26 protein-coding genes are annotated in these 26,487 nt (G+C 71.5%); 21 read left to right on the top strand and 5 right to left on the bottom strand.

The window, feature by feature from the left end:
- Positions 1-81: 81 nt before the first annotated feature.
- The 7 genes from mihF (at position 82) to HNR67_RS35115 (ending at position 6,824) form a co-directional block, all read left to right on the top strand.
- Entirely contained in the window at positions 82-399 is a 318-nt protein-coding gene (gene mihF, locus HNR67_RS35145) for an integration host factor, actinobacterial type (protein WP_185006984.1), read from the top strand.
- Complete coding sequence (gmk, locus tag HNR67_RS35140) at positions 396-1,013, top strand: guanylate kinase (protein ID WP_185006982.1); 618 nt, start codon at positions 396-398, stop codon at positions 1,011-1,013. Before mihF ends, gmk begins: the two co-directional genes overlap by 4 nt.
- Positions 1,010-1,297, top strand: coding sequence for a DNA-directed RNA polymerase subunit omega (gene rpoZ, locus HNR67_RS35135; RefSeq protein ID WP_086789245.1), 288 nt, complete (start codon positions 1,010-1,012; stop codon positions 1,295-1,297). Before gmk ends, rpoZ begins: the two co-directional genes overlap by 4 nt.
- Positions 1,294-2,544, top strand: coding sequence for a bifunctional phosphopantothenoylcysteine decarboxylase/phosphopantothenate--cysteine ligase CoaBC (gene coaBC / locus HNR67_RS35130; RefSeq protein WP_312988763.1), 1,251 nt, complete (start codon positions 1,294-1,296; stop codon positions 2,542-2,544). Before rpoZ ends, coaBC begins: the two co-directional genes overlap by 4 nt.
- 65 nt (positions 2,545-2,609) lie before the next feature.
- Positions 2,610-3,806, top strand: coding sequence for a methionine adenosyltransferase (gene metK, locus HNR67_RS35125; protein ID WP_185006978.1), 1,197 nt, complete (start codon positions 2,610-2,612; stop codon positions 3,804-3,806).
- 565 nt (positions 3,807-4,371) lie between these two features.
- Positions 4,372-4,791, top strand: coding sequence for a DUF6086 family protein (locus HNR67_RS35120; protein WP_185006977.1), 420 nt, complete (start codon positions 4,372-4,374; stop codon positions 4,789-4,791).
- A 26-nt stretch (positions 4,792-4,817) separates the two neighbouring features.
- A complete protein-coding gene (locus tag HNR67_RS35115; RefSeq protein ID WP_185006975.1) occupies positions 4,818-6,824 on the top strand; it encodes a primosomal protein N' in 2,007 nt (668 codons plus the stop codon).
- 4 nt (positions 6,825-6,828) lie between these two features.
- Here the strand turns inward: HNR67_RS35115 and HNR67_RS35110 are convergent, their stop codons facing one another.
- Both HNR67_RS35110 and HNR67_RS35105 read right to left on the bottom strand, forming a co-directional pair.
- Complete coding sequence (locus tag HNR67_RS35110) at positions 6,829-8,175, bottom strand: hypothetical protein (protein ID WP_185006973.1); 1,347 nt, start codon at positions 8,173-8,175, stop codon at positions 6,829-6,831.
- The gene (locus tag HNR67_RS35105) at positions 8,175-8,777 is read right to left on the bottom strand and encodes an RNA polymerase sigma factor (protein WP_185006971.1); all 603 of its coding nucleotides are present in this window, start codon (positions 8,775-8,777) and stop codon (positions 8,175-8,177) included. The genes HNR67_RS35110 and HNR67_RS35105 overlap by 1 nt, the downstream gene beginning before the upstream one ends.
- 121 nt (positions 8,778-8,898) lie before the next feature.
- On the opposite strand from HNR67_RS35105, the gene def reads away from it, so the two are divergent.
- Genes def through HNR67_RS35090 form a run of 3 tightly spaced genes read left to right on the top strand, consistent with a single transcriptional unit; the run spans position 8,899 to position 11,811 of the window.
- Positions 8,899-9,453 (top strand): peptide deformylase, encoded by a 555-nt coding sequence (gene def / locus HNR67_RS35100; protein WP_185006968.1) that lies wholly within the window; start codon positions 8,899-8,901, stop codon positions 9,451-9,453.
- Position 9,454: 1 nt separating this feature from the next.
- Entirely contained in the window at positions 9,455-10,381 is a 927-nt protein-coding gene (fmt, locus tag HNR67_RS35095) for a methionyl-tRNA formyltransferase (RefSeq protein WP_185006966.1), read from the top strand.
- Positions 10,381-11,811 (top strand): RsmB/NOP family class I SAM-dependent RNA methyltransferase, encoded by a 1,431-nt coding sequence (locus HNR67_RS35090; protein ID WP_407645192.1) that lies wholly within the window; start codon positions 10,381-10,383, stop codon positions 11,809-11,811. The genes fmt and HNR67_RS35090 overlap by 1 nt, the downstream gene beginning before the upstream one ends.
- Before the next feature lie 7 nt (positions 11,812-11,818).
- On the opposite strand, the gene HNR67_RS35085 is transcribed toward HNR67_RS35090, so the two are convergent.
- Positions 11,819-13,066, bottom strand: coding sequence for a glycosyltransferase 87 family protein (locus HNR67_RS35085; protein ID WP_185006962.1), 1,248 nt, complete (start codon positions 13,064-13,066; stop codon positions 11,819-11,821).
- A gap of 125 nt (positions 13,067-13,191) precedes the next feature.
- On the opposite strand from HNR67_RS35085, the gene HNR67_RS35080 reads away from it, so the two are divergent.
- The 11 genes from HNR67_RS35080 to HNR67_RS35030 all read left to right on the top strand — a co-directional run bounded on the left by HNR67_RS35080 (position 13,192) and on the right by HNR67_RS35030 (position 23,542).
- Positions 13,192-13,839, top strand: coding sequence for a response regulator transcription factor (locus tag HNR67_RS35080; protein WP_185006960.1), 648 nt, complete (start codon positions 13,192-13,194; stop codon positions 13,837-13,839).
- Between the two features lie 279 nt (positions 13,840-14,118).
- Positions 14,119-15,489 (top strand): amino acid permease, encoded by a 1,371-nt coding sequence (locus tag HNR67_RS35075; RefSeq protein ID WP_185006958.1) that lies wholly within the window; start codon positions 14,119-14,121, stop codon positions 15,487-15,489.
- A 25-nt stretch (positions 15,490-15,514) separates the two neighbouring features.
- A complete protein-coding gene (gene rpe / locus HNR67_RS35070; RefSeq protein WP_185011484.1) occupies positions 15,515-16,168 on the top strand; it encodes a ribulose-phosphate 3-epimerase in 654 nt (217 codons plus the stop codon).
- A complete protein-coding gene (gene ribD, locus HNR67_RS35065; RefSeq protein WP_185006956.1) occupies positions 16,165-17,193 on the top strand; it encodes a bifunctional diaminohydroxyphosphoribosylaminopyrimidine deaminase/5-amino-6-(5-phosphoribosylamino)uracil reductase RibD in 1,029 nt (342 codons plus the stop codon). Before rpe ends, ribD begins: the two co-directional genes overlap by 4 nt.
- Before the next feature lie 11 nt (positions 17,194-17,204).
- Positions 17,205-17,822 carry a riboflavin synthase gene (locus HNR67_RS35060; protein ID WP_185006954.1) on the top strand — a complete coding sequence of 206 codons (618 nt, stop codon included), beginning with the start codon at positions 17,205-17,207 and terminating at the stop codon, positions 17,820-17,822.
- A complete protein-coding gene (locus HNR67_RS35055) occupies positions 17,819-19,066 on the top strand; it encodes a bifunctional 3,4-dihydroxy-2-butanone-4-phosphate synthase/GTP cyclohydrolase II (RefSeq protein ID WP_185006952.1) in 1,248 nt (415 codons plus the stop codon). Before HNR67_RS35060 ends, HNR67_RS35055 begins: the two co-directional genes overlap by 4 nt.
- Positions 19,063-19,542 carry a 6,7-dimethyl-8-ribityllumazine synthase gene (gene ribH / locus HNR67_RS35050; RefSeq protein WP_185006950.1) on the top strand — a complete coding sequence of 160 codons (480 nt, stop codon included), beginning with the start codon at positions 19,063-19,065 and terminating at the stop codon, positions 19,540-19,542. Before HNR67_RS35055 ends, ribH begins: the two co-directional genes overlap by 4 nt.
- 5 nt (positions 19,543-19,547) lie before the next feature.
- Entirely contained in the window at positions 19,548-20,015 is a 468-nt protein-coding gene (locus HNR67_RS46485; protein ID WP_185006948.1) for a PH domain-containing protein, read from the top strand.
- Positions 20,016-20,036: 21 nt separating this feature from the next.
- Positions 20,037-20,858 (top strand): alpha/beta fold hydrolase, encoded by an 822-nt coding sequence (locus HNR67_RS35040; protein ID WP_185006946.1) that lies wholly within the window; start codon positions 20,037-20,039, stop codon positions 20,856-20,858.
- A gap of 69 nt (positions 20,859-20,927) precedes the next feature.
- Positions 20,928-21,374 carry a Rieske (2Fe-2S) protein gene (locus HNR67_RS35035; RefSeq protein WP_185006944.1) on the top strand — a complete coding sequence of 149 codons (447 nt, stop codon included), beginning with the start codon at positions 20,928-20,930 and terminating at the stop codon, positions 21,372-21,374.
- A 293-nt stretch (positions 21,375-21,667) separates the two neighbouring features.
- Entirely contained in the window at positions 21,668-23,542 is a 1,875-nt protein-coding gene (locus HNR67_RS35030) for an AfsR/SARP family transcriptional regulator (protein ID WP_185006943.1), read from the top strand.
- Positions 23,543-24,263: 721 nt separating this feature from the next.
- Here the strand turns inward: HNR67_RS35030 and HNR67_RS35025 are convergent.
- Together HNR67_RS35025 and HNR67_RS35020 are read right to left on the bottom strand one after the other, a co-directional pair.
- Positions 24,264-24,749 carry a hypothetical protein gene (locus HNR67_RS35025; protein ID WP_221490158.1) on the bottom strand — a complete coding sequence of 162 codons (486 nt, stop codon included), beginning with the start codon at positions 24,747-24,749 and terminating at the stop codon, positions 24,264-24,266.
- 5 nt (positions 24,750-24,754) lie between these two features.
- Positions 24,755-26,374: a PHP domain-containing protein gene (locus HNR67_RS35020; RefSeq protein WP_312988750.1), complete on the bottom strand. Its 1,620-nt coding sequence runs from the start codon at positions 26,372-26,374 to the stop codon at positions 24,755-24,757.
- Positions 26,375-26,487: the final 113 nt, after the last annotated feature.

Genomic DNA, 26,487 nt, shown 5'->3' with positions numbered 1-26,487 from the left:
ACCCGCGTTGTGCCGAGTCGGAAGCCCTCGGTACGGTCGCGGCACCTTTCCTAGAGGACACCCCACATACGGAGGAATAACGTGGCCCTTCCCCAGCTGACCGAGGAGCAGCGGGCCGCAGCGTTGGAGAAGGCGGCTGCGGCTCGTCGTGCCCGCGCGGAGCTCAAGGAGCGCCTCAAGCGCGGCGGCACCAACCTCAAGGAGGTGCTCAAGTCCGCGGAGACCGACGAGGTCCTGGGCAAGATGAAGGTCTCGGCCCTTCTTGAGGCACTTCCCGGCGTTGGCAAGGTTCGCGCCGCTCAGATCATGGAGCGGTTGGAGATCGCGACGAGCCGTCGTCTTCGTGGACTCGGTGACCGGCAGCGCAAGGCGCTGCTGACCGAGTTCAGCGCCGAGTGACCGACTCAACAACCACGAGGGGCCGGCTGGTAGTACTGGCCGGCCCTTCGGGCGTCGGTAAGAGCAGCGTGGTCGGGCGGCTGCGCAAGATCATGCCCGGCTTGTGGTTCAGCGTGTCCGCCACCACCAGGGCCCCGCGCCCCGGCGAGGAGGACGGCCGCGACTACCACTTCGTCACCCCGGCCGAGTTCGACCGGATGGTCGCCGGGAACGAGTTGCTGGAGTGGGCCGAGATCCATCGCGGCACGCACCGCTCCGGCACCCCCCGCGGCCCCGTCGAGCAGCGGCTTTCCGCAGGTGAGCCCATTCTCGTCGAGGTCGACCTGCAGGGCGCGCGGGCCATCAGGGCCGCCGCGCCCGAGGCGGTCCAGGTCTTCCTGGCCCCACCCAGCTGGGAGGTGCTCGTCGGCCGATTGGTCGGTCGGGGCACCGAACCGGAACACGTGGTGCGCCGCAGACTGGACACCGCGCGGGAGGAGCTGGCGGCCAAGGACGAGTTCGACGTGGTGATCGTCAACCACGACGTGCAACGTGCCGCCGAGGACTTGGTAACCTTGTTGACCGGCACTGATACTCATCCGGTGCGCAACACGACCGCAGGAGCATGCGAGTGAGCATCCCCACTGAGCTGGGTGTCCTGGCCGAACCGGCCAACACCCCGCTGGGCATCACCAACCCGCCGATCGACGACCTGCTCGAGAAGGTCAGCTCGAAGTACGCCCTGGTGATCTACGCCGCCAAGCGGGCCCGCCAGATCAACGACTACTACGCGCAGCTCGGCGAGGGCCTGCTCGAGTACGTCGGACCGCTGGTGGAGCCGGGCGCGCGGGAGAAGCCGCTGTCCATCGCCATGCGCGAGATCCACGCCGGTGTGCTCGAACACACCGAAGGCGAGTGAGTTCCACCCCAGCAGAGCACCGGCCGCGGGTCGTGCTCGGCGTGGGCGGCGGGATCGCCGCCTACAAGGCCTGTGAGGTCCTGCGCAGGCTGACCGAGTCCGGCCACGCGGTGCGCGTGGTGCCGACCGAGGCGGCTCTCCGCTTCGTCGGCGCCGCCACCTTCGAGGCACTCTCCGGGCAGCCGGTGGCCACCGGCGTGTTCACCGACGTGCCCGAGGTCCCGCACGTGCGCATCGGGCAGACCGCCGACCTGGTCGTCGTCGCCCCGGCCACCGCGGACCTGATGGCCAAGGCCGCCGCCGGCATGGCCGACGACCTGCTCACCGGCACGCTGCTCACCGCGCGCTGCCCGGTGCTGATGGTCCCCGCCATGCACACCGAGATGTGGGAGCACCCGGCCACCCAGGCCAACGTGGCCACCCTGCGCTCCCGCGGCGTGATCGTCGCCGAACCAGCCGCGGGGCGGCTGACCGGCAAGGACACCGGCAAGGGGCGCCTGCCCGAGCCCAGTGAGATCGTGGCGCTGGCCACCCTGCTGCTGGAGCGCCCCGACGCGCTGCCGCGCGATCTCACCGGCCTGCGCGTGGTCATCTCCGCCGGTGGCACCCGCGAACCCCTGGACCCGGTCCGGTACCTGACCAACCGGTCCTCCGGCAAACAGGGCTACGCCCTGGCCAGGGTCGCCGCCCAGCGCGGCGCCCAGGTCACCCTGGTCTCCACCGTCACCGGCGGGCCGCTGAGCGACCCGGCCGGGGTCGAGGTGGTCCCGGCGAGCACCGCCGAACAGCTCCGCGCGGCCGTGCTGACCGCCGCTGAGCAGGCAGACGTGGTGGTCATGGCCGCCGCCGTCGCCGACTTCCGACCGGCAGAGTTCGTGGATCACAAAATTAAGAAAACCGAAGGATCCGAGCCACAGCCGCTTGAACTCCGGCGAAACCCTGACATCCTGGTGGAGCTGGTCAAGGGACGACGTCCGGGTCAACTGGTCGTCGGGTTCGCCGCGGAGACTGGAGATCCAGGCGGCGACGTGCTCGACCACGCACGAGCGAAGCTCGCCCGCAAGGGTTGCGACCTGCTGGTCGTCAACGCGGTGGGCGACGGCAAGGCCTTCGAGGTCGAGCACAACCAGGGATGGCTGCTCACGGCAGACGGCGCAGAGGCGCCCATCCCACAGGGCTCTAAAGCCCGGTTCGCGTCCACAGTGTGGGACGCGATCCTGCGGCTTTCCAGCTCTGACCGCCTGTGAGCCATGCTCTAGGCACCCCCAACTAAGCTACTTAGCCGTACCTAACTTGTCTCCAGGGGAGAACCGTGAGCCAGAACAGCCGTCTCTTCACCAGTGAGTCCGTGACCGAAGGGCACCCGGACAAGATCTGCGACGCCATCAGCGACTCGATCCTCGACGGTCTGCTGTCCAAGGACCCGCGCAGCCGGGTGGCGGTGGAGACGCTGATCACCACTGGCCAGGTGCACGTCGCGGGCGAGGTGACCACCGAGGCCTACGCGGACATCCCGACCATCGTGCGGGAGAAGATCCTGGAGATCGGCTACGACTCCTCGGCCAAGGGCTTCGACGGCCACTCCTGTGGCGTGAACGTCGCCATCGGCTCGCAGTCCCCGGACATCGCGCAGGGTGTGGACACCGCGCACGAGTCCAGGGTCGAGGGCGCCGAGGACGAGATCGACAAGCAGGGTGCCGGCGACCAGGGCCTGATGTTCGGCTACGCCAGCACCGACACCCCGGAGCTGATGCCGCTGCCGATCGCGCTGGCGCACCGGCTGTCCCGCCGCCTGACCAAGGTCCGCAAGGACGGCGTGCTGCCGTACCTGCGCCCGGACGGCAAGACCCAGGTCACCATCGAGTACGCCGGTGACCGCCCGGTCCGCCTGGACACCGTGGTCGTCTCCAGCCAGCACGCCGCCGACATCGACCTGGAGCAGATGCTCGCCGTCGACATCCGCGAGCAGGTCGTGCTGCCCGAGCTGGCCGGCCTGGACATCGACACCAGCGACGTCCGCCTGCTGGTCAACCCCACCGGCCGCTTCGTCATCGGCGGCCCCATGGGCGACGCCGGCCTGACCGGCCGCAAGATCATCGTCGACACCTACGGCGGCATGGCCCGCCACGGCGGCGGCGCCTTCTCCGGCAAGGACCCGTCGAAGGTCGACCGCTCCGCCGCCTACGCCATGCGCTGGGTCGCCAAGAACGTCGTCGCGGCCGGCCTGGCCACCCGCGCCGAGGTCCAGGTCGCCTACGCCATCGGCAAGGCCGCCCCGGTCGGCCTGTTCGTGGAGACCTTCGGCACCGAGAAGGTCGACCCGGAGAAGATCCAGCAGGCCATCACCCAGGTCTTCGACCTCCGCCCGGCCGCCATCATCCGCGACCTGGACCTGCTCCGCCCGATCTACGCCCCGACCGCCGCGTACGGCCACTTCGGCCGCACCGACCTGGACCTGCCGTGGGAGCGCACCGACCGCGCCGACGCGCTCAAGGCCCTGCTGGTCTGAGCCTGACCCGAAGCAACGGCCGGGCCGCCCACGGGCAGCCCGGCCGTTCGCCATTCCCAGCCCCCGAACCCCCCCACCCGGCGTGTTGGCCGTTCTCGTACACCAGTTTGGCCGTTCTCGTACGCCCTGGCGGCCGGGACAGGCCAACGTGGCGTACGACAACGGCCAAGACCCCGTACAACAACGGCCAACACTCCGTACGAGAACGGCCAACACTCCGAGGGTTGGGAGACCCCCGCCGGAGTGTTGGCCGTTGTGGGACGGTGTGTTGGCCGTTGCGGTACAGCGGGTCTGGCCCGGGGCTTGGGCTGGGGCAGGGACAGGCCAATCGCGGTTCGTGTGCCCTCAAGTCACGCTGGTTCCTGAGCTGGCAGCCCAACCCTCGTCCCGCAACAGCCAACGTGGCGTACGAGAACGGCCAAGACCCCGTACGAGAACGGCCAACACGCCGAGGGTTGGGAGACCCCGCTGGCGTGTTGGCCGTTGTGGGACGGCAGGTTGGATGTTGGCGTCTACTGTGGACCGGGCCGGAAGTCGTTGTCCGGTAAGCACTTGGGGGAGTGGGATGAGTCAGTACTTCAAGCATGCCGGGCGTACGCTGTGGAATCCGGCCAACGGGGTGGCCGCGTTGTTCCTCGCCTCGGCCCAGGCCGCCTCGACCGCCGTGGACCTGCCGACCGGGCTGGGGGCGATGGTCGCCGATGAGTGTGAGATCGACCTGCCGGTGTTCGCGGCCCTCACCGACGCCGTGGTGCGGCGGTGCCGGGAATCGGGTCACCCGGTGTTGCGGGCGTTGCTGGAGGGGTTCGCGGCCACCGCCGTGGTGCTTGTCGAGCGGGCGGGCGGGAATCTGCCCGCGCTGAGCGCCGAACCGGGGCTGGAATCGCGGGATCTCTCCGTCGGGCCGGACGGGGTCGGCGAGCGGGCCGCGGCGGAGCGGCTGGCGGCTCTGGCGGGCGATCTTGGGCGGGCGATGCCGGTGTGACGGGGTTCGTCTGATAGACCAGGTGGGTGGGCAAACCAGGCGGGTACCGACGTGGGGAACAGCAGCCCGCCGCCATCGAACCGGTGGCGCGGATCTGCGTGGACGTCCCGCTCGCGCACCTGGACCGGCCCTTCGACTACCTGGTGCCGGACAAGTACGCCGAGGACGCGGTGCCCGGCTGCCGGGTGCGGGTGCGCTTCGCCGGGCAGCTCGTGGACGGGTACATCCTGGAACGGGTGGCCGAGTCGGGGCACCAGGGCAAACTCGCCTACCTGGAACGGGTCACCTCGCCCGAACCGGTGCTGTCGCCGGAGATCCTCAGCCTGGCCCGCGCCGTGGCCGACCGGTACGCGGGCACCCTGATCGACGTGTTGCGGCTGGCCATCCCGCCTCGGCACGCCAGGGCCGAGGCCGCGGAGCCGCGGGCGGCCGCGCCGCCGCCCGAGCCGCCTGACCCGGCCGGGTGGGCGCGGTATCCGCGGGGCGGGGCGTTCCTGGAGGCGTTGCGGGGCGCGCGGCCCGCGCACGCGGTGTGGCAGGCGCTGCCGGGGGAGGACTGGCCCGCGCGGCTGGCCGAGGCGGCCGCCCAGGTCGCGGCGGCCGGGCGGGGTGCGGTGCTGGTGGTGCCCGATCACCGGGACCTGGCCCGGGTGCACGCGGCCTGTGTGCGGGTGCTGGGCGAGGCGGGTGTGGTGGCGCTGGCCGCGGACCTGGGGCCCTCGGAGCGGTACAAGCGGTGGCTGGCGGTACGCCGTGGCGCGGTCAAGGTCGTGGTGGGCACCAGGGCGGCGGCGTTCGCGCCGGTGGCCGACCCCGGGCTGGTCGCGGTGTGGGACGACGGCGACGACCTCCATGCCGATCAGCGGATGCCCTACCCGCACACCAGGGACGTGCTGATGCTGCGCGCGCACGCCAGCGGGGCCGCGCTGCTGGTCGCCGGGTTCGCCCGCACCGCGGAGGCCGCGCTGCTGGTGCGGACGGGGTGGGCGCACGAGATCGTCGGCGCCAGGGAACAACTGCGGGCCGTCGCGCCGCGGGTGACCTCCATCGGCGAGGACGACCGCCAGGAGGAGCGGGACGCGGCCGCGCGGGCCGCCCGGCTGCCCTCGGTGGCCTTCGCCGCCGCCCGCGAGGCCCTCGCCGCCGGGCTGCCGGTGCTGGTGCAGGTGCCGCGCCGGGGCTACGTGCCCGCGCTGGCCTGCGGTGGCTGCCGGGCCCCCGCCCGCTGCCGCCGCTGCTCCGGACCGCTCGCCCTGCCCGCGGGCGGTGAGGACGTGCCCCGGCCAGCCGCCTGCCGGTGGTGTGGCGCGGCCGAGGCCGGATTCTCCTGCCCCGCCTGCGGATCACGGCGGCTGCGGTTCGTCGTGGTCGGCGCCAAACGCACCGCCGAGGAACTCGGCCGGGCCTTCCCCGGCTTCCCGGTACGCACCTCCGGCGCCGACGAGGTGCTCTCCGAGGTGCCCGCGAAACCGGCCCTCGTGGTCGCCACCCCGGGCGCGGAACCCTTTGTGCCGCAAGGCTACGGGGCCGCGCTGCTGCTGGACGGCTGGGCCATGCTGGCCCGCTCCGACCTGCGTGCCGGCGAGGAGGCGCTGCGTCGCTGGCTCACCGCCGCCGCCCTGGTCCGCGGCGCGGCCGAGGGTGGGCGGGTGGTGGTCATCGCCGACTCCAGCCTGCCCGTGGTGCAGGCCCTGGTCCGCTGGGACCCGGTCTGGCACGCCGAGACCGAACTGGACGCGCGCACCGAACTCGGCTTCCCGCCTGCCGTGCGCATCGCCACCGTGGACGGCACCCCCGCCGCGGTCAACGAGTTCCTCGACGGCCTCACCCTGCCGCCCAGCGCCCAGATCCTCGGCCCGGTCACCCTGGAGACCCGCGGTCAGGAGGAGGAACGCGAACGCGCCCTCATCCGCACCCCGCGCACCGACGGCCGCGCCCTGGCCACCGCCCTGCACGACGCGGTCGCCGCCCGCACCGCGCGAAAAGAGCCGGACCTGGTGCGGGTCCGGCTCGATCCACTCGAACTGCTCTGAGGCGTCACTGCGGGACCAGCCGCCCCGAGCCGATCACCTTGCCCTTGGCGTCCTTGGCGACATAGGTGGCCAGGTCGATGTCCATCTGGTCGTGGCCCTGCGGCGGACCGGTCACGTAGGCGATGAAGGTGCCCTTGGCCAGGATGACCCGCATCGGCGTGCCGTTGGGCTGGGTCAGGCTCAGCTCCGCGACCTGTTCCGCGGCCGCACCGGCGAAACCGGCGAACCGGTCCTTGCGCCGGTCCCGCTCCGGCAACCGCAGCTCGTCGAACGGGATCGCGTCGGTGTACCGGACGGGCCTGGCCGCGTCCTCCGGTATCAGCGGGAGGCCCCAGCGGTCCACCTCCATCCGGTAGCTCCCGCTGGCCTGGTTCCAGGCACAGGCCACCACCATCTCCTGGTGCCTGCCGACCACCGTCCACTGACCCGTGGCCGGGAACTCGGCGTAGGCGCCGGGCACCAGCAGTTCCGCGTTCACCACCGGCCTGAAGTACTTGGTCCGCTCCGTCTCGACGCACTCGGCCAGCTTCTTCCCGGCCGGTGAGGTGCGCTCACCCGGCGGCTGCGGCTGGTCGACCACGGTCACCATCGGCGCGGGCAACTGCGCGTAGATCACATCGCGGAACTTGCGGGTGGCCGGATCCTCCACCCCGACGTGCACCTTCGCCCCACCGGGCAGCTGCCGCGGCTCACCCGTGCGCACCCCGTAGAACATGTCGTAGGGCTCCAGCGCCGACTTCTCCCCGCCCCGCGCCGACTGGTCAACGCCGACCACGACCTTGCCGACCCCGGCCCGGACGTTGAGCGCCGACCCGCCGTTGGGGGTCATCATCATCATCTTGAACTGGGTGGGGTCCTCCGGCGCCAGGGGAGTCTGCGGCTCGGAGATCCACACCGTGGTCTCGCTCAGCTCACAGCCCGCGATCTGCTGACCGAGGCGCAGCCCGATCTGGCGCACCCCGCTCCAGGTCATCTGACGGCCGCCCATCCACTCCTCGCGGCGCCTCGGGTACTTCTCGGCCTGCGGGGACAGCATCGCGGCCCGCCAGCACCGGTCCACCAGGGCCCGGTCCGCGGTGGCCTGGTTGCCCGCCTGGAAGCCGCCACTCGCGCTCGGGGTCGTGGTCGCGCCGGGGTCGTTGGCCGTGCCCTCGTCCTGTGCGGACTGCACCACCACCGCCGCGCCCACCGCGACCACCATGATCGCCGCCGCCGCGGCCAGGAACCGGCGGCCCCGGCCCTGCGGCTCGAACTCCGGGTCGTCCATCCGCATCCGCACCGTGGCGCGCATCCGGTCCTTGATGTCCTCCGGCAGCTCCCGCCGCGGAGGCAGCTCGAACTTGTCGTCCATCACAGCTCCTCCTCGACCAGGCCACGCAGTCTGCTGCGGGCACGCGATATCCGGGAACGCACACTCACCTCGGCCACACCCAGCGCCTCCGCGGCCTCCGGGATCGACAACTCACCGAGCAGGCACAACTGCACGGCCTCCCGTTCAGCCTTGGGCAACTCGTCGATCGCCGCCAGCACCTTCTGCAGGCGCCGGTCCCCGTCGACCTGGTCCACGACCTCCTCGGCGTGATCGCGCACCACGTGCAGCGCGGGCATCCTGGCCAGCGCCTTGCGGAAGCGGCCCAGCCTGCGGAACTCCGTCCGGGCCAGGTTGCCCGCGACCGTGTACAGCCAGGGCAGCGCCGACTCCCGGACCAGGGTCAGCTCCGCCCGTTTGCGCCAGGCCGTGAGGAAGGTGGTGGAGGTGAGGTCCTCCGCCGCCGACCACGACCCGGTCAACCGGTAGGCGTGGTTCCACACCGCCTCGGCGTGCCGTTCGAACAGCTCGCCGAAGGCGTTGCGGTCATCGGCCGCCGCCCGCTGCCACAGCACGCGGTCGTCGTCCTTGCCGTCCGCGCGTGGCACCGGCTCGGGTTGGCCGACAGGTTGGGCCAAGACCATCGCACCCCAGTTCTGTCTCACGAACGCGGTCACATGGGTAAGTGACCGATCGGCGTCCTGCGTTGCACACGAATTCCAACCTCTAGACTCGTGCACGCCGAACCGTCCTGAAGGGAGCCGCGTGACAGTCCAGCCGATCAGGCTATTCGGGGACCCCGTGCTGCGGACCCCGGCCACCGAGGTCACCGACTTCGACGCGGAGCTGCGGCACCTGGTCAAGGACCTCTGGGACACCATGGAGGGCCAGGGCGGGGCCGGACTGGCCGCCCCGCAGATCGGGGTCGGGCTGCGCGTGTTCACCTACCACTGCGACGGCTTCGCCGGACACCTGATCAACCCCAGCTTCGACGTGGTCGGCGAGGAGGAACAGGACGGCCCCGAGGGCTGCCTGTCCATCCCCGGCCTGCGCTGGGACTGCCGCCGCCACCTCCACGTGGTCGCCAAGGGCTGGAACATGCACGGCGAACCCGTCGAGGTCGAGGGCAGCAACCTCCTGGCCCGCTGCATCCAGCACGAGTCCGACCACCTCGACGGCGTGCTCTTCGTGGACCGGCTCGACGCCGAGACCCGCAAACTCGCGCTCAGACAGATCCGCGAATCCGACTGGTTCGGGCAGGAGACCACCGCACCCGTGATCAAGCAGAGCCCACACCCGCTCTTCGGCGGTGGTCGCTGACATGCGGCTGATCTTCGCAGGCACCCCCGAGGTCGCCCTGCCCTCCCTGCGCACGCTCATCGACTCGCCAGAGCACGAGGTCATCGCGGTCATCACCCGCCCCGACGCGCCAGCTGGCCGCGGCCGCACGCTGCACCGCTCCCCGGTCGGCGCGCTCGCCGACGAGCACGGCATCGAGGTGCTCACCCCGGAGAAGGCCGGTGCGCCGGAGTTCCTGGACCGGCTGCGCGAACTCGACCCCGACTGCTGCCCGGTCGTCGCCTACGGGAACCTGCTGCCCCAGCGCACCCTGGACATCCCGAAACACGGCTGGGTGAACCTGCACTTCTCGCTGCTGCCGGCCTGGCGCGGCGCCGCCCCCGTGCAGGCCGCCGTGCGCGCGGGCGACGAGGTCACCGGGGCCAGCGTGTTCCGGATCGTCAAACCCATGGACGCCGGACCCGTCTTCGGTGTGGTCACCGAAACCGTCCGGCTCACCGACACCGCCGGTGAGCTGCTCGAACGCCTCTCCATCTCCGGCGCGGCACTGCTGTCCGCGACCATGGACGGCATCGCCGCCGGTACCGTGGAAGCGCGCGAGCAGCCCGCGGACGGCGTCAGCTACGCGGGCAAGGTCACCGTCGAGGACGCCAAGGCCGACTTCGGCCTGCCCGCCCTCGCGGTGGACCGCCTCGTCCGCTCGGTCACCCCCGAACCGGGGGCCTGGGCGGAGTTCCGCGGTGAACGACTCAAACTGGGCCCACTCACCCTCGTCGAGGCCGAGACGCTGCCACCCGGCGAGCTGAAGGTCGAACGCAAGCGGGTGCTCGTGGGCACCGCCACCAGCCCGGTCGCCCTCGGCGAGGTCCAGGCACAGGGAAAGAAACGGATGGCCGCCACCGACTGGGCTCGGGGCGTGCGGCCGGAACAGGGAGAACGGCTCGGATGATGCACCAGCCCAACCGTCGGCAGGCCCGCTCGGATCGCAGCGGACCCCCGCGCCGGCGCTCGGGGCCGCGCCGTCCGCCGGAGACCGACCCCGCCCGCAAGGCCGCCCTGGACACCCTCACCGCCGTCCGCGAACGCGACGCCTACGCCAACCTGGTGCTGCCCGGCCTGCTCCGCGACCGGCGGCTGCACGGCCGCGACGCCGGCCTGGCCACCGAACTCACCTACGGCGCCTGCCGCGCCCAGGGCCTGCTCGACGCGGTGCTGCAGGCGTGCAGCGACCGGCCGCTGTCCGAAGTGGACGGCGTCGCCCTGGACGCGTTGCGGCTGGGCGCCTACCAGCTGCTGCGCACCCGCATCCCCGCGCACGCCGCGGTCGCCTCCACAGTGGACCTGGTCCGCCTGGAACTCGGCACCGGCGCGGGCGGGTTCGTCAACGCGGTGCTGCGCCGGGTCGCCCAGCAGGACGAGGAAGCCTGGGTCACCGAACTCGCCCCGGACGAGGACACCGACCCGGTCGGGCACCTCGCCTTCACCCACGCCCACCCCAAGTGGATCGCGCAGGCCTTCACCGAGGCACTGGCCACCGACAAGGCCGAACTCGCCGACGCGCTCGCCGCCGACGACGCCCGGCCCGCCGTGCACCTGGCCGCCCGCCCCGGCGAGGTCAGCGCCGAGGAACTCGCCGCCATCACCGGCGGCGAGGAAGCCCCCTACTCGCCCTACGGCGTGCACCTGGACCCCGGCTCCGGCGACCCCGGCGACCTGGACGCGCTGCGCGAGGGCCTGGCCGCCGTGCAGGACGAGGGCAGCCAGCTCTGCGCCCTCGCCCTGACCAGGGTGCCCCTGGACGGCCCTGACGAGACCTGGCTCGACCTGTGCGCCGGACCCGGCGGCAAGGCCGCGCTGCTCGCCTCGCTGGTCAGCATGCAGGGCGGCGTCCTGGACGCGGTGGAGAAGGCCCCGCACCGCGCCGACCTGGTCCGCAAGGCCACCACCGGACTGCCCATCACCGTGCACGTCGGCGACGGCCGCGACTCCGGCCTGCCTGCCGGCGGCTACGACCGGGTCCTGGTCGATGCCCCCTGCACCGGCCTCGGCGCGCTGCGCCGCCGCCCCGAGGCCCGGTGGCGGCGACGCCCCGAGGACCTCACCGAGCTGACCAAGCTGCAACGAGAGCTGCTCACCGCCGCGATGAGCCTGGTCCGCCCAGGTGGGATCGTCGCCTACGTGGTGTGCTCCCCGCACGTGCGGGAAACCGTCAGCGTGGTCACCGAGATCGCCCGCCGCACCGGCGCGGAGACCCTGGACACCCGGGAGTTCTTCCCCGGCGTGCCCAACCTCGGCGCCGGGCCGTCGGTCCAGCTGTGGCCCCACCGGCACGGCACCGACGCGATGTTCTGCGCACTGCTGCGCCGCCCGGCGGAGTAGTCCAGGGTCATCGGCCGACCGGGGTCAGCCTGACCTGGTCGGCCGGGCCGGACAGCTCGGTCGCCTTGGGCGCGAACAGCTTCGGCGCGGCGATCAGGATCGCCAGTGCCATAACCGTGTAGCTGTTGCCGAGCACATGCTGGAACAGGTTCCAGCCCAGGTGGTCGTAGTAGGAGAACCACCAGTGCGGGGACAGCACGGTGGCCAGCCCGAACCCGCCCGCCAGCCACAACGGCAACCGGTTGCCGCTGCGCACCCCGTGCACCACCAGGCACAGCAACGCCGGGGCGGCCCACACCCAGTGGTGCGACCAGGACACCGGCGAGACCAGCAACCCGCCGAGGGCGTTCAACGACAACGCCCACGGCGTGCCGACGGTGTCCAGGGCGTGCCGCATTCCGCGCAGCAGCAGGAAAAGCACGCCGAGGCACAGCAGCAGCCAGGCGATGTTCAGCGTGGTGCCCTCCAGGCCGGTGCGGGCCAGGAAACCCTTCAGCGACTGGTTGCCGGGATAGGTGGCGCCGCCGATCCGGCCGGTGTCGAACAGGGTCGCGGTCCAGTACTGCACCGAATCCCTTGCGGTCAGGGCGAATCCGAGCGCGGTCGCGCCGAGGAAGCCCAGCACGGTGACCACCGCGGCCCGCCGGTCCTTGTTCAGCAGGAAGTACAGCAGGAACACCGCGGGTGTGAGCTTGATCGCGGCCGCCACCCCGATCAGCAGGCCGCGCGGCCAGCGCGGGGCACGCACCAGGCAGTCCAGGGCCACCATGGCCATCAGGATCGCGTTGATCTGCCCGAACCCGGCCGTGCCGCGCACCGGATCCAGGGCCAGTGCCAATGGGAACACGGTGAGCAGCGCCCACGGCACCCGGCCGGGCGAGCTGACCCCGAGTCGCTTCAACACCAGTGCCAGCACCAGTGCGAGCAGTCCGGCGGTCACCGCGTCCAGCAGCAGCGCCGCGGTGTCCCAGGACATCCAGGTCAACGGCACGAACAGCATCGCGGCCAGTGGGGGATAGGTGAACGGCAACGCCACCCCGGCCTGGGTCACCGGCAGCTGCCCGTACAGCTCGCCGCCGTCCAGCCACACCTGCGCGCCGATCCGGTACACGTCCAGATCGATCGGCGTGGTGAACAGGAACAGCCCCTGATCACCCCAGCGCACCACCAACGCGGTCAGCGCCACCAGGTTCGCCAGCACGATCCCGGCGCGCCCGAGTGGGCTGCGCCACAGTTTCTCCAACGCGGCGCGCATCTGCCACCTCCACCATCCACTCCGGACGCAACACACGGCCGGCTTCGGAGTCAGGTGTATGTGGCGGCTGTTATCGGGCCGCTAAGGACGATCCTTATGGATCGCTGACAGAACAGGGGTCGGGGATGCGGGTGCTGCTTGGCGAGGCCGGGCACCGGGGGGTCGCGGAGGAGCTGGAGTCGTTGCGGCGACTGGCGATCGCGGTCGACCATTGCCGGAACATGGGCGGCGTGCTGGAACGGGTCGGCGTGCACGACTACGACGTGCTCGTCGTCGGCCAGGAACTGCTCGGCTGGGAATTCCTGTGCGCCAAGGCATCCGTGCTCGCCCCGGGAGCGAGGTTGTTGCTGGTCACCGGCCCTGGCGTGCGCGATCGGATCCGCGGCCTGGAACTCGGCGCCGACGACTGCCTGGCCCGGCCCTACGCCTTCGCCGAACTCCTGGCCCGGATCCGCGCGCTGGCCAGGAGGTCCGCCCCGGCGCTGCCGCCGGTGCTCGAACACGGCGGCCTGGTCCTGGACCTGCCCCGGCACCGGGCGCTGCGCGACGGCACGCCACTGCTGTTGTCCCCCAAGGAGTTCGCCGTCCTGGAAGTGCTGCTGCGGGCCCAGGGCGGCGTGGTCAGCACCGAGGAACTCCTGGAGAAGGCCTGGGACGAGCACGCCGACCCGTTCACCAACGCGGTCCGGATGGCGGTGATGACCCTGCGCCGCAAACTCGGCCAGCCCAACGTGATCCGCACCGTCCCCCGAGCAGGCTACCAACTAGTCTAAGTCCACAAAGGACAGCACCCCCGAGGGTGTGTTGGCCGTTCTCGTACGGTGTGTTGGCCGCTGTGGACGGTGTGTTGGCCGGATGGCGTACCAGTTCGGCCAAGACTGTGTACGACAACGGCCAACACTGTGTACGAGAACGGCCAACACGCCGGTGGGGTGCGGACCGGGACTCCGGAACACCAGGCCCCGCTCGTCGCTCACGCAGCGTCGCCAGGCAGCATGTCCGGCTGGAGCACATGCGCCAGCGGTCCCGCCATCCGCTGTCAGAGAGAGGCGATGGACGTGGAAGAGCAGGGGCTGCGCAGAGAGCTGACCGGCAGGCAGGTCGGCATGATCGCCATCGGCGGGGCCATCGGCACCGGGCTGTTCCTCGGCTCCGGACTGGCCATCTCCCTGGCCGGACCGGCGGTGGTGCTGGCCTACCTGCTCGCCGCGGTGGCCGCACTGGCCCTGGCCTACGCCCTGGCCGAGATGACCGTGGTGCACCCCGAACCCGGCGGGTTCGGCACCGTCGCGCACCGCTACCTCGGACCCATGGCCGGGTTCGTGCAGCGCTGGATCTACGTGGCCGCCCAGGTGGTCAACATCGGCAGCGAGGTGGTCGCCGCCGGGCTCTACGCCCGGTTCTGGTTCCCGCAGCTGCCGCTGTGGCTGCCGGTGCTGCTGTTCTCCCTCGGCGTGCTCGCGGTCAACTTCGCCTCGGTGAAGTTCTTCGGCGAGTTCGAGTACTGGTTCGCCATGATCAAGGTCGCCACCATCGTGGTGTTCGTCCTGCTCGGCGCGGCCTACCTGGCCTTCGGCCTGCCCGGCCACCCCTCGCCCGGCCTGTCCGCCTGGAACGACGGCGGCTTCGCGCCCAACGGGCTCGGCGCGGTCTGGCTGGCCGTGGCCGTGGTCACCTTCTCCTACCTGGGCACCGAGGCCGTCGCGGTCACCGCCGCCGAATCCAAGGACCCCGGGCGGGACGTGCCGCGGGCCGCCCGCAACATGGTGGCCCGGCTGGTGCTGTTCTACGTGCTCGGCATGGCCGTGGTGGTCAGCATCGTGCCCTGGCGGGAGACCGCCTCCGCGCAGGGCATCACCGAAAGCCCGTTCGTGAGGTTGTTCACCTTCGCCGGCATCCCCGCCGCCGCCGGGATCATGAACTTCGTCATCCTCACCGCCGCGCTCTCCGCGATGAACACCAACCTCTACCTCAGCTCCCGGATGCTCTACTCCCTGGCCCGCGACGGACACGCCCCGCGCGCCCTGGCCAAGGTCTCCGACCGCGGCTCGCCCACCCGCGCCCTGGCCGTCTGCGCACTGGGCCTGGTGATCGCCGTGCTGGTCTCCATCGTCTCCCCGACCGAGGCGTTTCCGCTGCTCGTGGGCCTGGCGCTGTTCGGGGCACTGGTCGCCTGGATCCTGATCTTCGCCACCCAGCTGGCCTTCCGGAAGCAGCGTGCCGCCGCCGGCCTGCCGCCCTCCCCGGTGCGGCTGCCCGGCGCGCCCTACACCACCATCGCCGCCATGCTCTTCGTCGGCGCGGTACTGGTCACCACCGCCTTCACCGAGCAGTTCGCCACCGCCTGGCTGGCCGGGGTCCCGTTCCTGCTCATGCTCGTGGGCGCATACCTGCTGTCCAGGCGGCGTCAGCGGGCGGCATAGACTGCCCGGCGTGTGCCGCCAGCCGATGATCGCGCCGTCGATCCTCTCCGCCGATTTCGCCCGTCTCGCCGAGGAGACCGCCGCCGTGCGCGGTGCCGACTGGCTGCACGTCGACGTGATGGACGCGCACTTCGTGCCGAACCTGACCCTCGGCCTGCCGGTCGTGCAATCCCTGCTCAAGGCCACCGACATCCCGATCGACTGCCACCTGATGATCGAGGACCCGGACCGGTGGGCCATCGGCTACGCCGAGGCCGGGGCCTACAACGTCACCGTGCACGTCGAAGCCGCCAAGGACCCCATCACCCTGGCCAAGAACCTCAAGGCCGCCGGTGCCAAGGCGGGGCTGTCGGTCAAGCCCGGCACCCCGCTGGAGCCCTACCTCGAGGTGCTCAAGCACTACGACACCCTCCTGGTGATGTCGGTCGAACCCGGCTTCGGCGGCCAGTCCTTCATGCCAGAGGTCCTGGACAAGGTGCGCACCGCCCGCCGCCTGGTCGACACCGGCCACCTCACCCTGGTGGTGGAGATCGACGGCGGCATCAACGACGACACCATCGAGGCCGCCGCCGAGGCCGGGGTGGACTGCTTCGTGGCCGGTTCCGCCGTCTATGGCGCGCAGGACCCGGCCGCCGCCGTCAGCGCGCTGCGCGCCAAGGCCGCCGCGGTCCGGGGATGAGCCCCCAGGACCGGCTGCCCCTGGTGGAGGCGATGCGCACGGCCATCGCCGCCAGCACCGCCGTGCTCGGCACCACCAGCCCCAACCCGCCGGTCGGCGCGGTCATCCTGGACGTCGACGGCGTCGTGGTCGGGGTGGGCGCCACCCAGCCGGCCGGTGGCCCGCACGCCGAGGTGATGGCCCTGCGCGAGGCGGGGGAGAAGGCCCGCGGCGGCTGCGCCGTGGTCACCCTCGAACCCTGCAACCACACCGGCCGCACCCCGCCCTGCGTCGACGGCCTCCTGGCGGCCGGGGTCGCCGAGGTGCACTTCGCCGTGGCCGACCCCAACCCCAAGGCCGCAGGTGGCGCGGACCGGTTGCGCGCGCACGGCGTCGAGGTCGGCTCCGGCCTCCTGGAAGAACAGGTCCGGCGCGGACCACTGCGCGCCTGGCTGCACTACGCCCGCACCGGACGCCCGCACGTCACCTGGAAGTACGCCGCCACCCTGGACGGGCGGGTCGCCGCCGCGGACAGCACCAGCCGCTGGATCAGCTCCCCGGAATCCAGGGCCGAGGTGCACCAGCTGCGCCGCCAGGCCGACGCGATCATGGTCGGCCGCGGCACCGTGCTCGCCGACGACCCCGAACTCACCGCCCGCGCCGAGGACGGCTCCCTCGCCGACCGGCAGCCCCTCCGGGTGGTCGTCGGGGCAGGGGATCTGCCGGTCGGCGCCCGGGTGCGCAACGATCTCGCCGAAACCCTGCACCTGCGCACCCACGAGCCCAAGATGGTGCTGGCCGAACTCGCCGCCCGCGGCGTGGTCGACGTGCTCCTGGAAGGCGGACCCCGCCTCGCCGGGGCCTTCGTCGCCGCCGGACTCGTCGACCGGGTGCTGCTCTACCTCGCCCCCGGCCTGCTCGGCGCCGGCCCGGCCGCGCTCGCCGAGGCCGGGGTGGGAACGATCGCGGACACCGTGCGGTTGCAGTTCGAAGAGGTCGGCATGAGCGGACCTGATGTGCGGATCAGCGCGGTCTTCCCGCGCTAGAGGAGGATCAAGTGTTCACCGGGATCGTGGAGGAACGAGGCCACCTCGTCGCCGTCGAGCAGCTCACCGACGCGGCGCGGATCACCGTGGCCGGACCGCTGGTCACCTCCGACGCCAAACACGGCGACTCGATCGCGGTCAACGGCGTCTGCCTGACCGTGGTCGAGGCCACCGACGGCACCTTCACCGCCGACGTCATGCGGGAAACCCTCCAGCGCAGCAACCTCGGCAAGGCCGCCGCAGGTGACCCGGTCAACCTGGAACGCGCCGCCGCGCTCGGCCAGCGCCTGGGCGGGCACATCATGCAGGGCCACGTCGACGGCACCGGCACCATCGCCGCCCGCGAACCCTCCGAGCACTGGGAGATCGTCCGGGTCGGCATCCCCCCGGCGCTGTCCCGCTACCTGGTGGAGAAGGGCTCGGTGGCCATCGACGGCGTCTCGCTCACCGTGGTCGAGGTCGGCGCCGACTACTTCACCGTCAGCCTCATCCCCACCACCCTCGACTTGACCACACTCGGTATCCGTCAGCCAGGAGACCAGGTCAACCTGGAAGTGGACGTGCTCGCGAAGTACGTCGAGAAGCTCGCCAGCGGGGCCATCGAGGCCGCTACCAAGGAGACCCGGTGACCGAATTCGACACCATCGAGGCAGCCATCGCCGACATCGCGGCGGGCCGTCCCGTCATCGTGGTCGACGACGAGGGCCGGGAGAACGAGGGCGACATCATCTTCGCCGCGGAGAAGGCCACCCCGGAACTGATCGCCTTCACCGTGCGCTACACCTCCGGCTACATCTGCGTGCCGCTGCCCGAGGCCGACTGCGACCGGCTCGACCTGCCGCCGATGTACCACACCAACCAGGACGCCCGCGGCACCGCCTACACCGTCACCGTGGACGCCCGCACCGGCGTCTCCACCGGCATCTCCGCCGCCGACCGGGCCCACACCATCCGGCTGCTCGCCGACGCCGACTCCACCGCCGCCGACTTCAACCGGCCCGGCCACGTGGTCCCGCTGCGCGCCAAGGAAGGCGGCGTGCTCCGCCGCCCCGGCCACACCGAAGCCGCCGTCGACCTGGCCCGCCTGGCCGGCCTCCGGCCCGCCGGGGTGCTGTGCGAGGTGGTCAGCCAGAAGGACGACGGCGACATGGCCCGCCGCGACGAACTCGAGGTCTTCGCCGCCGAACACGACCTCAAACTGATCAGCATCGCCGACCTCATCGCCTACCGGCGCCGCTTCGAGAAGCAGGTCCAGCGGGTCGCCGAAGCCCGTATCCCCACCGCGCACGGCGAATTCCGCGCCGTCGGCTACGACAGCCTCCTCGACGGCATCGAGCACGTGGCGCTGGTCACCGGCGAGATCGGCGACGGCGAGGACGTGCTCGTCAGGGTCCACTCCGAATGCCTCACCGGCGACGTGTTCGCCTCGCTGCGCTGCGACTGCGGACCCCAGCTGGACGCCGCGCTGGCCGCGGTCGCCGCCGAAGGCCGCGGCGTGGTGCTCTACATGCGCGGGCACGAGGGCCGCGGCATCGGCCTGATGCACAAACTCCAGGCCTACCAGCTCCAGGACGCCGGCGCGGACACCGTGGACGCCAACCTCGCCCTCGGTCAGCCAGCCGACGCCCGCGACTACGGCACCGGCGCGCAGATCCTCTCCGACCTGGGCATCCGCTCCATGCGGCTGCTCACCAACAACCCGGCCAAACGCGTCGGCCTGGAGGGCTACGGCCTGCGGGTGGCCGACCGGGTGCCGATGCCGATCCGGCCCAACCCGGAGAACCTGCGCTACCTGCGCACCAAACGCGACCGGATGGGCCACGAGCTGTACGACCTCGAGAACCTCGGGGCGGAGACGGGAGACCGGGCATGAGCGGGGCAGGACGACCGGAGATCGAGGTCCCGGAGGCCGGCGGGCTCAGCGTGGCCATCGCCGCCACCCGCTGGCACCCGGAGATCACCGACCTGCTGGTCGAACGCGCACTGGTCGCCGCGGCCAAGGCCGGGGTGCCCGAACCCACCGTGGTCCGGGTCGCCGGGGCCATCGAACTGCCCGTGGTCTGCCAGGAACTGGCCCGCCGCTACGACGCCGTGGTCGCCCTCGGCGTGGTCATCCGCGGCGGCACCCCGCACTTCGAGTACGTCTGCGACGCCGTCACCGACGGCCTCACCCGGATCGCGCTGGACGAGTCCACCCCGGTCGGCAACGGCGTGCTCACCTGCGACACCCTCGAGCAGGCCCTGGACCGCTCCGGGCGGCCCGGCAGCGCAGAGGACAAGGGCTTCGAGGCCTGCGTGGCCGCCATCGACACCGCGGTGACCCTGCGCGAACTGCGGGGTGGAAAATGACGGTCGTGGCTGAACAGACGAAGACGAAACCGGCCGGGTCGGCGGCCGTCGTCATCCGCCCGCACCTGATCCGGATCATCGGCTTCACCCTGGCCCCGATCCTGGCCATCGCCTTCGGCAGCGCCGGGATCTTCATGCGGGTCACCTACACCGGCGCGCACTTCCGGATCTCCGACCAGGTCGCCATGGTCATCGTCGGCCTGCTGCTGGCCGCGGGCGCCCTGGTGCTCACCCGGCCGCGGCTGATCATCACCGAGGACGGCGTGGACGTGCGCGGGTTCATCGCCCGCAAACAGCTGGCCTGGACCGAGATCCTGGGCATCTCCTTCCCGGACAAGGCCTACTTCGCCAAGCTCGACCTGCCGCACGACGAGCACTACCCGGCACTGGCCATCCAGTCCTGGGACGGCCCGCGCGCGGTCAAGGCGATCCGGATCCTGCGTGCCAGGTACGCGGCCGCGCGTCCGGAGTGAGAACCGGATACGTTGGGGCACATGGAGATCCGTCTCGGTGAGCTGACCTTCGACGTCGCCGTGTCCGGCCCGGCCGACGGGCCCGCGGTACTGCTGCTGCACGGCTTCCCCCAGTCGCACCACTGCTGGGACGAAGTCGTGGAGCAGCTCAACGCCAGCGGCTACCGCACCATCGCCCCCGACCAGCGCGGCTATTCCCCCGGCGCCCGCCCGGCCGCCGTCGCCGACTACGACATCCCGCTGCTGGCCGCCGACGCGGTCGGCATCCTGGACGCCCTCGACCTGCCCAAGGCGCACATCGTCGGCCACGACTGGGGCGCCATCGTGGCCTGGAACGTCGCCGTCCGGCACCCCGAGCGGGCGCTGACCCTGACCGCGCTGTCCGTGCCGCACCCGGCCGCCTTCGCCTGGGCCCGGGAGAACGACCCCGACCAGCAGCGGCGCTCCACCTACATCGACCTGTTCCGCACCGAGGGCAAGGCCGAGGACGTGCTGCTGGCCGAGGACGGCGAGCGGCTCAAGCAGACCCTCACCCCGCCGCTGAGCGCCGATCAGGCCGCCCCGCACCTGGCCCTGCTCGGCAACCGGCCCGCGCTCACCGGCGCGCTCAACTGGTACCGGGCGATCAACCCCAGCCTCGGCGACCTCGGCCCGTCCACCGTGCCCACCACCTACATCTGGAGCACCGAGGATCGCGCACTCGGACGAGCGGGTGCGCAGCGCTGCGTCCAGCACGTCACCGGCAAGTACCGGTTCGTCGAGGTCGAGGGCCTCACGCACTGGATTCCCGAACAGGCGCCGAAACTGGTGGCCGAGGAAATCATCAAGCTCGCCACCGCCTGAACCCGGTCCGGGGAGATCGCGTAGTACAGGGCACGAACCGGACCGTCCACCCACCACAGGAGGTTCCCCGTGCCCGTTCCCGAGCTGTCAGGGCCCAGTCGACGCACCGTGCTGTGCGGACTGGCCGCCGCCCTGCTGGCCCCCGGCGCACTCATCTCGGCGTGCGGTCCCAGCGCGCCCACGGGTGCGGGCAAGCCGGGCACCGGCGCGCCACCCGCACCCGGCGGGGCCCTGGCCGCCCTGGCCGACATCCCGGTCGGCAAGGGCGCCGTGGTCACCGGACCCAACGGGCCACTGCTGCTCGTGCGGGCCTCCGAGACCGAGGTCAAGGCGTTCAACGCGGCCTGCCCGCACGCCGGCACCCCGGTCGACGCACCGGTCAACGGCGTGGTCACCTGCTCCAACCACGGCAGCCAGTTCGACGCCAAGACCGGGGCCAAACGGAAGGGTCCGGCCGAGACCGGACTCACCCCGGTCCCGGTCAAGGTGGCCGACGGCCAGGTCCTGGCCGCCTGAGCGGCGGGTCAGGATTATGCTGGGAGCAGCAAAAGCACGCACTTGTTAACAACCGATGACGACAGAGCCGACGTCATAGCGCGGATTCCCGATAATGGGAACCCCCTGACGTCGGCTCTTTCGGGTGATCTCAGCCTTAAAGAATCTCTAAGCATCTCGCATGACACCCGAAGTTCGATCAGGGATGATTTCCCTTCACTCGATTGAACCGGCACAATTGCACCAATCGAGTGAGTAACTGCGATATACCAGTGCGTGCTGTGCCCCCGAGGGGGTCCGGAACGTGGAGGTAGATGAACATCCAAGTGTCCGTGCTCGGCCAGTTGGAGGTGCTGCGCGGCGGGGTTGCCATCACGCCGAGCCCACCAAAACTGCGTCAAGTGCTAGCTCTTCTCGCGGTCAGCGCGAACAGTGTCGTGCGCGTGGACGAGTTGATGGCCGAGCTGTGGGACGGAACCCCTCCGCCGACAGCCACCACCACCCTGCAGACCTACGTCTCCCACCTGCGCAAGCTGTTCGGGGCCACCGGTCGTAACGCCCCCGAATCCGCCTCCGTGGTGCTGCACACCCATCGCGTCGGCTATTCCCTGACGATGCCGCCGGGAACCCTGGACGTGCAGCGCTTCACCGAACTGGCCCAGCGCGGCCGCGGCGAACTGGAGAACGGCCTCCTGGACGAGGCGGCCGAATCGCTGCGTGGCGCGCTGGCGGTCTGGCGCGGCCCCGCGCTGTCGGATGTGGACCCGGGGCCGGTGCTGCGCGGGCACGTGGCGCGGCTGGCGGAGAGCCGGGCCAGCGTGACCGACCAGCGGATGGAGGTCGAGCTGATGCTCGGCCGCCACCACCAGCTCATCGGCGAGCTGACCACCCTGGCCGAGGCGCACCCCACGCACGAGGGCCTGCACACCAAGCTGATGCTGGCCCTGCACCGCTCCGGCCGCCGTTCCGAGGCGTTACGGGTCTTCCAGCGGCTGCGCGCCACCCTGGTGGACCGCCTGGGCCTGGAACCCGGTCCGGAGCTGCAACGGCTGCACCGCACCCTGCTCAACGGCGGCGACGAGACCGAACCCGCGCCGCCGCTGACCACCCAGGTCCGCCCGGCGCCCAGCTGGGCCGAACCGCCGGCGCAGCTCCCGCCGGACCTGCCCTCCTTCGTCGGCAGGGCCAGGGAACTCGCCGAGGCCGAGGCCCTGCTGACCGCCGGTCCGCAGAGCGCGCCGCCGGTGGTCTCGGTGGTAGGGCCGCCAGGGGTGGGCAAGTCGGCGTTCTGCACGCACGTGGCCAACCGGGTGCGCACCCGCTTCCCGCACGGCCAGCTCTACGCCGACCTGGCCGAGACCGAGCCGGAGGAGGCCCTGGCCGGTTTCCTGCGCGCCATCCGCGGCCCGAACACCCCGCTGCCGACCGAACTCCGCGAACGCAGTCAGCTCTTCCGCAGTTGGACGGTGCAGCGCAAGGTCATCGTGGTCCTGGACAACGCCTGCAGCGCCGCCCAGATCGCCCCCCTGGTGCCCAGCGGCCAGGGCTGTGCCGTGCTGGTCGCCTGCCGCCGCCGGGTCCCCTTCCGCGGCGCCGCCCTCACCGTCGACCTGGCCCCCCTTGGCGCCCCCGAATCCCTGGAACTGCTCCGCTCCGTGATCGGCGCGCCCCGGGTCGCCCAGGACCCCGGCTCCGCCCAGACCCTGGTCGAGCTGTGCGGCGGCCTGCCGCTGGCGTTGCTGGCCGCGGCCACCCGGCTGACCCTGCGGCCGCACTGGTCCATCGGCCGTCTCACCGATCGGCTGGTGTCGGAGGATCAGCGGCTGCGTGAGCTGGCGAGTGGGAAGCTCGATGTGCGCGCGAGCGTGGAGGCCAACTTCCGGCTGCTGGCGGGGCGGTATCGGACGGCGTTCGTGCGGCTGGGTTCGCTGCCGGGTGGGCCGATCTCGGTGGAGCAGGCCGCGCTGGCTTTGAAGGTGGATGAGGAGGCGGCGGAGGCGGTGCTGGAGAGGTTGGTCGAGTTCCAGCTAGCGGAGGTCGCTTCGGCTGAGCCGGCGGATCACAGTGCTTATTTCCGGTATCGGTTCCACCCGTTGATGCAGTTGGCGGCTCGGGCGCTGGCGGCGGCGGGGGTGCTGGACGAACGGCCGCTGGGGTTCCCGCTGCTGAGCGCTCCCGGCGACCGCTGACGCTGTTCTCGCTCGGCGTGTTGGCCGTTCTGGTACGGCGTGTTGGCCGTTGTTGTACGGGTTGTTGGCCGGTTGTGGGTGGGTTGTGGCAAGAGCCAAGATCAAGAGCGTCCTCGCCGGACGGGCAGGAATCAAAGGATGGGGGGAGGTTCAAAGTCAAGGGCAGAGAGCAGTGCTCGTGCGGTTCCCCATCCCCGTCAGCCTTCCGATACCAAACCACATCCTGGGCGCGCGGACCCCTGCGGTTGGGTGGCTAGGGCGGCGGCGGGTTGCGGGTCCGCGCGCCCAGGATGCGGTGTGTCCTCTCCAGGCTGACGGGGATGGGGAACCGCTCAGGGGATGTTTGAAAAGCCACCCCGTCTGCTTGTGTGCGGGCTTCGCCCGGTCGCGGCGCGTGGGAACCGCCTAGCCGCAGCGTTCCCGGGCTTCGCCCGCCTGCCCCCAACGTTCACGGCTCCGGGCTTCGCCCGCCTGCCCGCAACGCTCCCCGCTCCCCGCTCCCCGCTCCGGGCTTCGCCCGCCCACCCCCAACGCCCACCGCTCCGGGCTCCGCCCGCCCGGCGTCCCACAACGGCCAACGTGGTGTACAAGAACGGCCAACACACCGTCCCAGAACGGCCAACACGCGCGGGGGTTGAAACCCTCGCCGGCGTGTTGGCCGTTCTTGTACCGGGTGTTGGCCGTTTTCGTACGGTGTGTTGGCCGTTGTGGGACGGCGGGGCTAGTGGTCGGCGCAGCAGGGGGTGGGGTTGGGGACTTCGAAGGGGGCGTAGGTGTTGGTGCCTGCGGGGGTGATGGTGAGGGTTAGGTTGCCCTCTCGCCATTCGGGGCGGATGTGGTCTCGGGTGTGCAGGGTGGCGTTGGGGGTGGGTGGGGCGCCGCCGAGGACGGTGAGGTGGGTGATCGCGGTGGACAGGACCGAGGTGAGTGGGACTGTGCCGGTCAGGTCGGCCGCGCCGGGGAACAGGACTGCCCGGCCGGAGTTGCGGGTGCGGTGTTCGGTGGCGGCCGTGGTCGCGCCGGGGGAGTCGTCGCTGGGGACTGGGCCGGGGAAGTCGGCGGGGACCTCGAAGGACAGGGCTACGTGGGGGGTGTCGGTCCGGATCAGGTGGGTGCAGACCGTTGTGGTGGCGGGGAGGGCGTATTCGGCTACCAGGGCGCGGGCCAGGTGGTCGGCGGCGGCCAGGTCGGGGCTGCCTCGGTCCACTCCGGTCACCATGGCAGTGCCCAGATCGGGTTGGTGTAGAACCACAGGTCCCTCCAGGGGTCGGCGTCTCCGATTACGTCCATCGCGGGGCCGTGTGGGTCTACCGCCGCCCCACGCGGGCCTACTGCTTGCCGGTTGCCGTCGGTGCCGCGCAGGCGCAGGTAGAACGGCTGGTCCAGGCGTCCTAGCTGGTGGGTGATGCGCAGGGTGCCGTCGGTTTTGACCTCGAAGGACTGGGTCACCTTGGTGTCGGGGGCGGTGAAGGTGTCGCGGTCGGTGGCGGGGCCGGTGACTTTGCCCTGGATGAGGTCTACTCGGGCCAGCTTCGGGATGAAGCAGGCCCAGTTGGGAAGGCGGGCTTGGTCGATGGTGATGACCAGTTCGAGTTGGGTTCCTCGGCGGGCGTGCAGGACTCCGCCCAGGGACTGGGTTCGCTGGGCCCAGCGGTCGGTGGTGCGGAGCTGGACGTCCAGGCCGGCGAGCAGGGCGCCGTGGTCGACCCAGACCCTGCCTGCCCGGATGGCGTCCATGACCGCGCCGTAGGAGTGGTCGCGGGCTCCTACGTGGGTGCGGCTGTAGTAGCCGGGGAAGAAGTCGCCGGAGTTGAGGTCGGGTTTGCCGCCGTGGACGGGGTCGGCGTGTTTGCCGTGGGTGTTGTAGTCGGTGTTGGGGCCGCGGACGGCGGTGTCGGCGTACACGCTGTGCGAGTCCGAGTTCGCGGTGATCCACCAGGGTTTGCCCTCGGCCAGGAGGCTGTCCCACAGGCCGCCGACGGTGGCGGTCATCCAGTCGAAGCCGCCGAAGGTGCGGTAGGACTCCAGGGGATAGCCGGGCCAGGAATCCGCGCCGGGGCTGGAGTCGTAGTAGCCGCGGGCGCCGCCGGGGCCGTGTGGTTTGGGGATCCCGGCGGCCTGGTGGCCGGGGGCGCCTTCCATGCCGACGGCGATGCGGGGTTGCGCGTCGCGCCAGCCGCGGATCTCGTGCGGGGAGTCCAGGCCCTTGCGGGCGGGGTGGTTGGCGAGGAAGAGCACGTCCTCGATTCGCTTGCGGCCCATGGCATCGGCCAGGAAGTTGATGCCGGAGATGGCCAGTGCCTCGTTGGCGGGCGTCGGGGCGCCGGCGTTCTGGGTGCGGCCGTCGTAGTTGGTCTCGAACTCCTTGAGCACCGCGACCTCGTTGCGGCCGGGGTGCACGATCACGGTGCCGTGCTCGGCGGCCGGGATGTTCCACTCCAGGCCCTGGAACACCAGGGTGCCGCCGGCGTCGCGGCGGGCGGCCACGATGTCCGGGTTGACCTTGTCCACGCCCAGTTTGGCGTGCACCGGCCCGCCGTGGTCGGTGATCACCACCCAGTCCAGGCCGTGCGCGCCGGCGTGCCGGACCTGGTCGATCACCCGGTACTTGCCGTCGTCGCTGTACTGGGTGTGGATGTGGTGATCCCCGGCCAGCCACCGGTAACCGCCGCGCGGCGGCGCCGGGGAGGCCGCCGCGTCACCCGCGGCGGCCCCCAGCACGGTCGAGCCTGCGGCCAGGCCCGCGCCGAGCAGTCCGGTGCGGCGCAGCATCGAGCGCCGGGACAGCTCGGCGGGGCTCAGCGCCTCGTCCGGGACCTGTCGGTCGAGCACCGCGGCGGAGTCCGCCGGGCCCTCGGTGTGAGCGTGTTCATGCTGGTGAACATGTGGATGGTGGTGATGTCCGTGGCCCATGAGCGCACAGCTTCAGCGCGGGTGGTGAACGC

This window comes from Crossiella cryophila, from assembly GCF_014204915.1.
GTDB lineage: Bacteria > Actinomycetota > Actinomycetes > Mycobacteriales > Pseudonocardiaceae > Crossiella > Crossiella cryophila.
Note: the sequence above shows the minus strand (reverse complement) of the source record. Positions and strands in the feature narration are given on the sequence as shown.

Coding starts and splice junctions, on each gene's coding strand:
- HNR67_RS35120 (WP_185006977.1), top strand. CDS start 4,372: ATGAGTCAGTACTTCAAGCATGCCGGGCGTACGCTGTGGAATCCGGCC.
- HNR67_RS35110 (WP_185006973.1), bottom strand. CDS start 8,175: ATGGACGACAAGTTCGAGCTGCCTCCGCGGCGGGAGCTGCCGGAGGAC.
- HNR67_RS35105 (WP_185006971.1), bottom strand. CDS start 8,777: ATGGTCTTGGCCCAACCTGTCGGCCAACCCGAGCCGGTGCCACGCGCG.
- fmt (WP_185006966.1), top strand. CDS start 9,455: ATGCGGCTGATCTTCGCAGGCACCCCCGAGGTCGCCCTGCCCTCCCTG.
- HNR67_RS35090 (WP_407645192.1), top strand. CDS start 10,381: ATGCACCAGCCCAACCGTCGGCAGGCCCGCTCGGATCGCAGCGGACCC.
- HNR67_RS35085 (WP_185006962.1), bottom strand. CDS start 13,066: ATGCGCGCCGCGTTGGAGAAACTGTGGCGCAGCCCACTCGGGCGCGCC.
- HNR67_RS35080 (WP_185006960.1), top strand. CDS start 13,192: ATGCGGGTGCTGCTTGGCGAGGCCGGGCACCGGGGGGTCGCGGAGGAG.
- HNR67_RS35075 (WP_185006958.1), top strand. CDS start 14,119: ATGGACGTGGAAGAGCAGGGGCTGCGCAGAGAGCTGACCGGCAGGCAG.
- rpe (WP_185011484.1), top strand. CDS start 15,515: ATGATCGCGCCGTCGATCCTCTCCGCCGATTTCGCCCGTCTCGCCGAG.
- ribD (WP_185006956.1), top strand. CDS start 16,165: ATGAGCCCCCAGGACCGGCTGCCCCTGGTGGAGGCGATGCGCACGGCC.
- ribH (WP_185006950.1), top strand. CDS start 19,063: ATGAGCGGGGCAGGACGACCGGAGATCGAGGTCCCGGAGGCCGGCGGG.
- HNR67_RS35040 (WP_185006946.1), top strand. CDS start 20,037: ATGGAGATCCGTCTCGGTGAGCTGACCTTCGACGTCGCCGTGTCCGGC.
- HNR67_RS35030 (WP_185006943.1), top strand. CDS start 21,668: ATGAACATCCAAGTGTCCGTGCTCGGCCAGTTGGAGGTGCTGCGCGGC.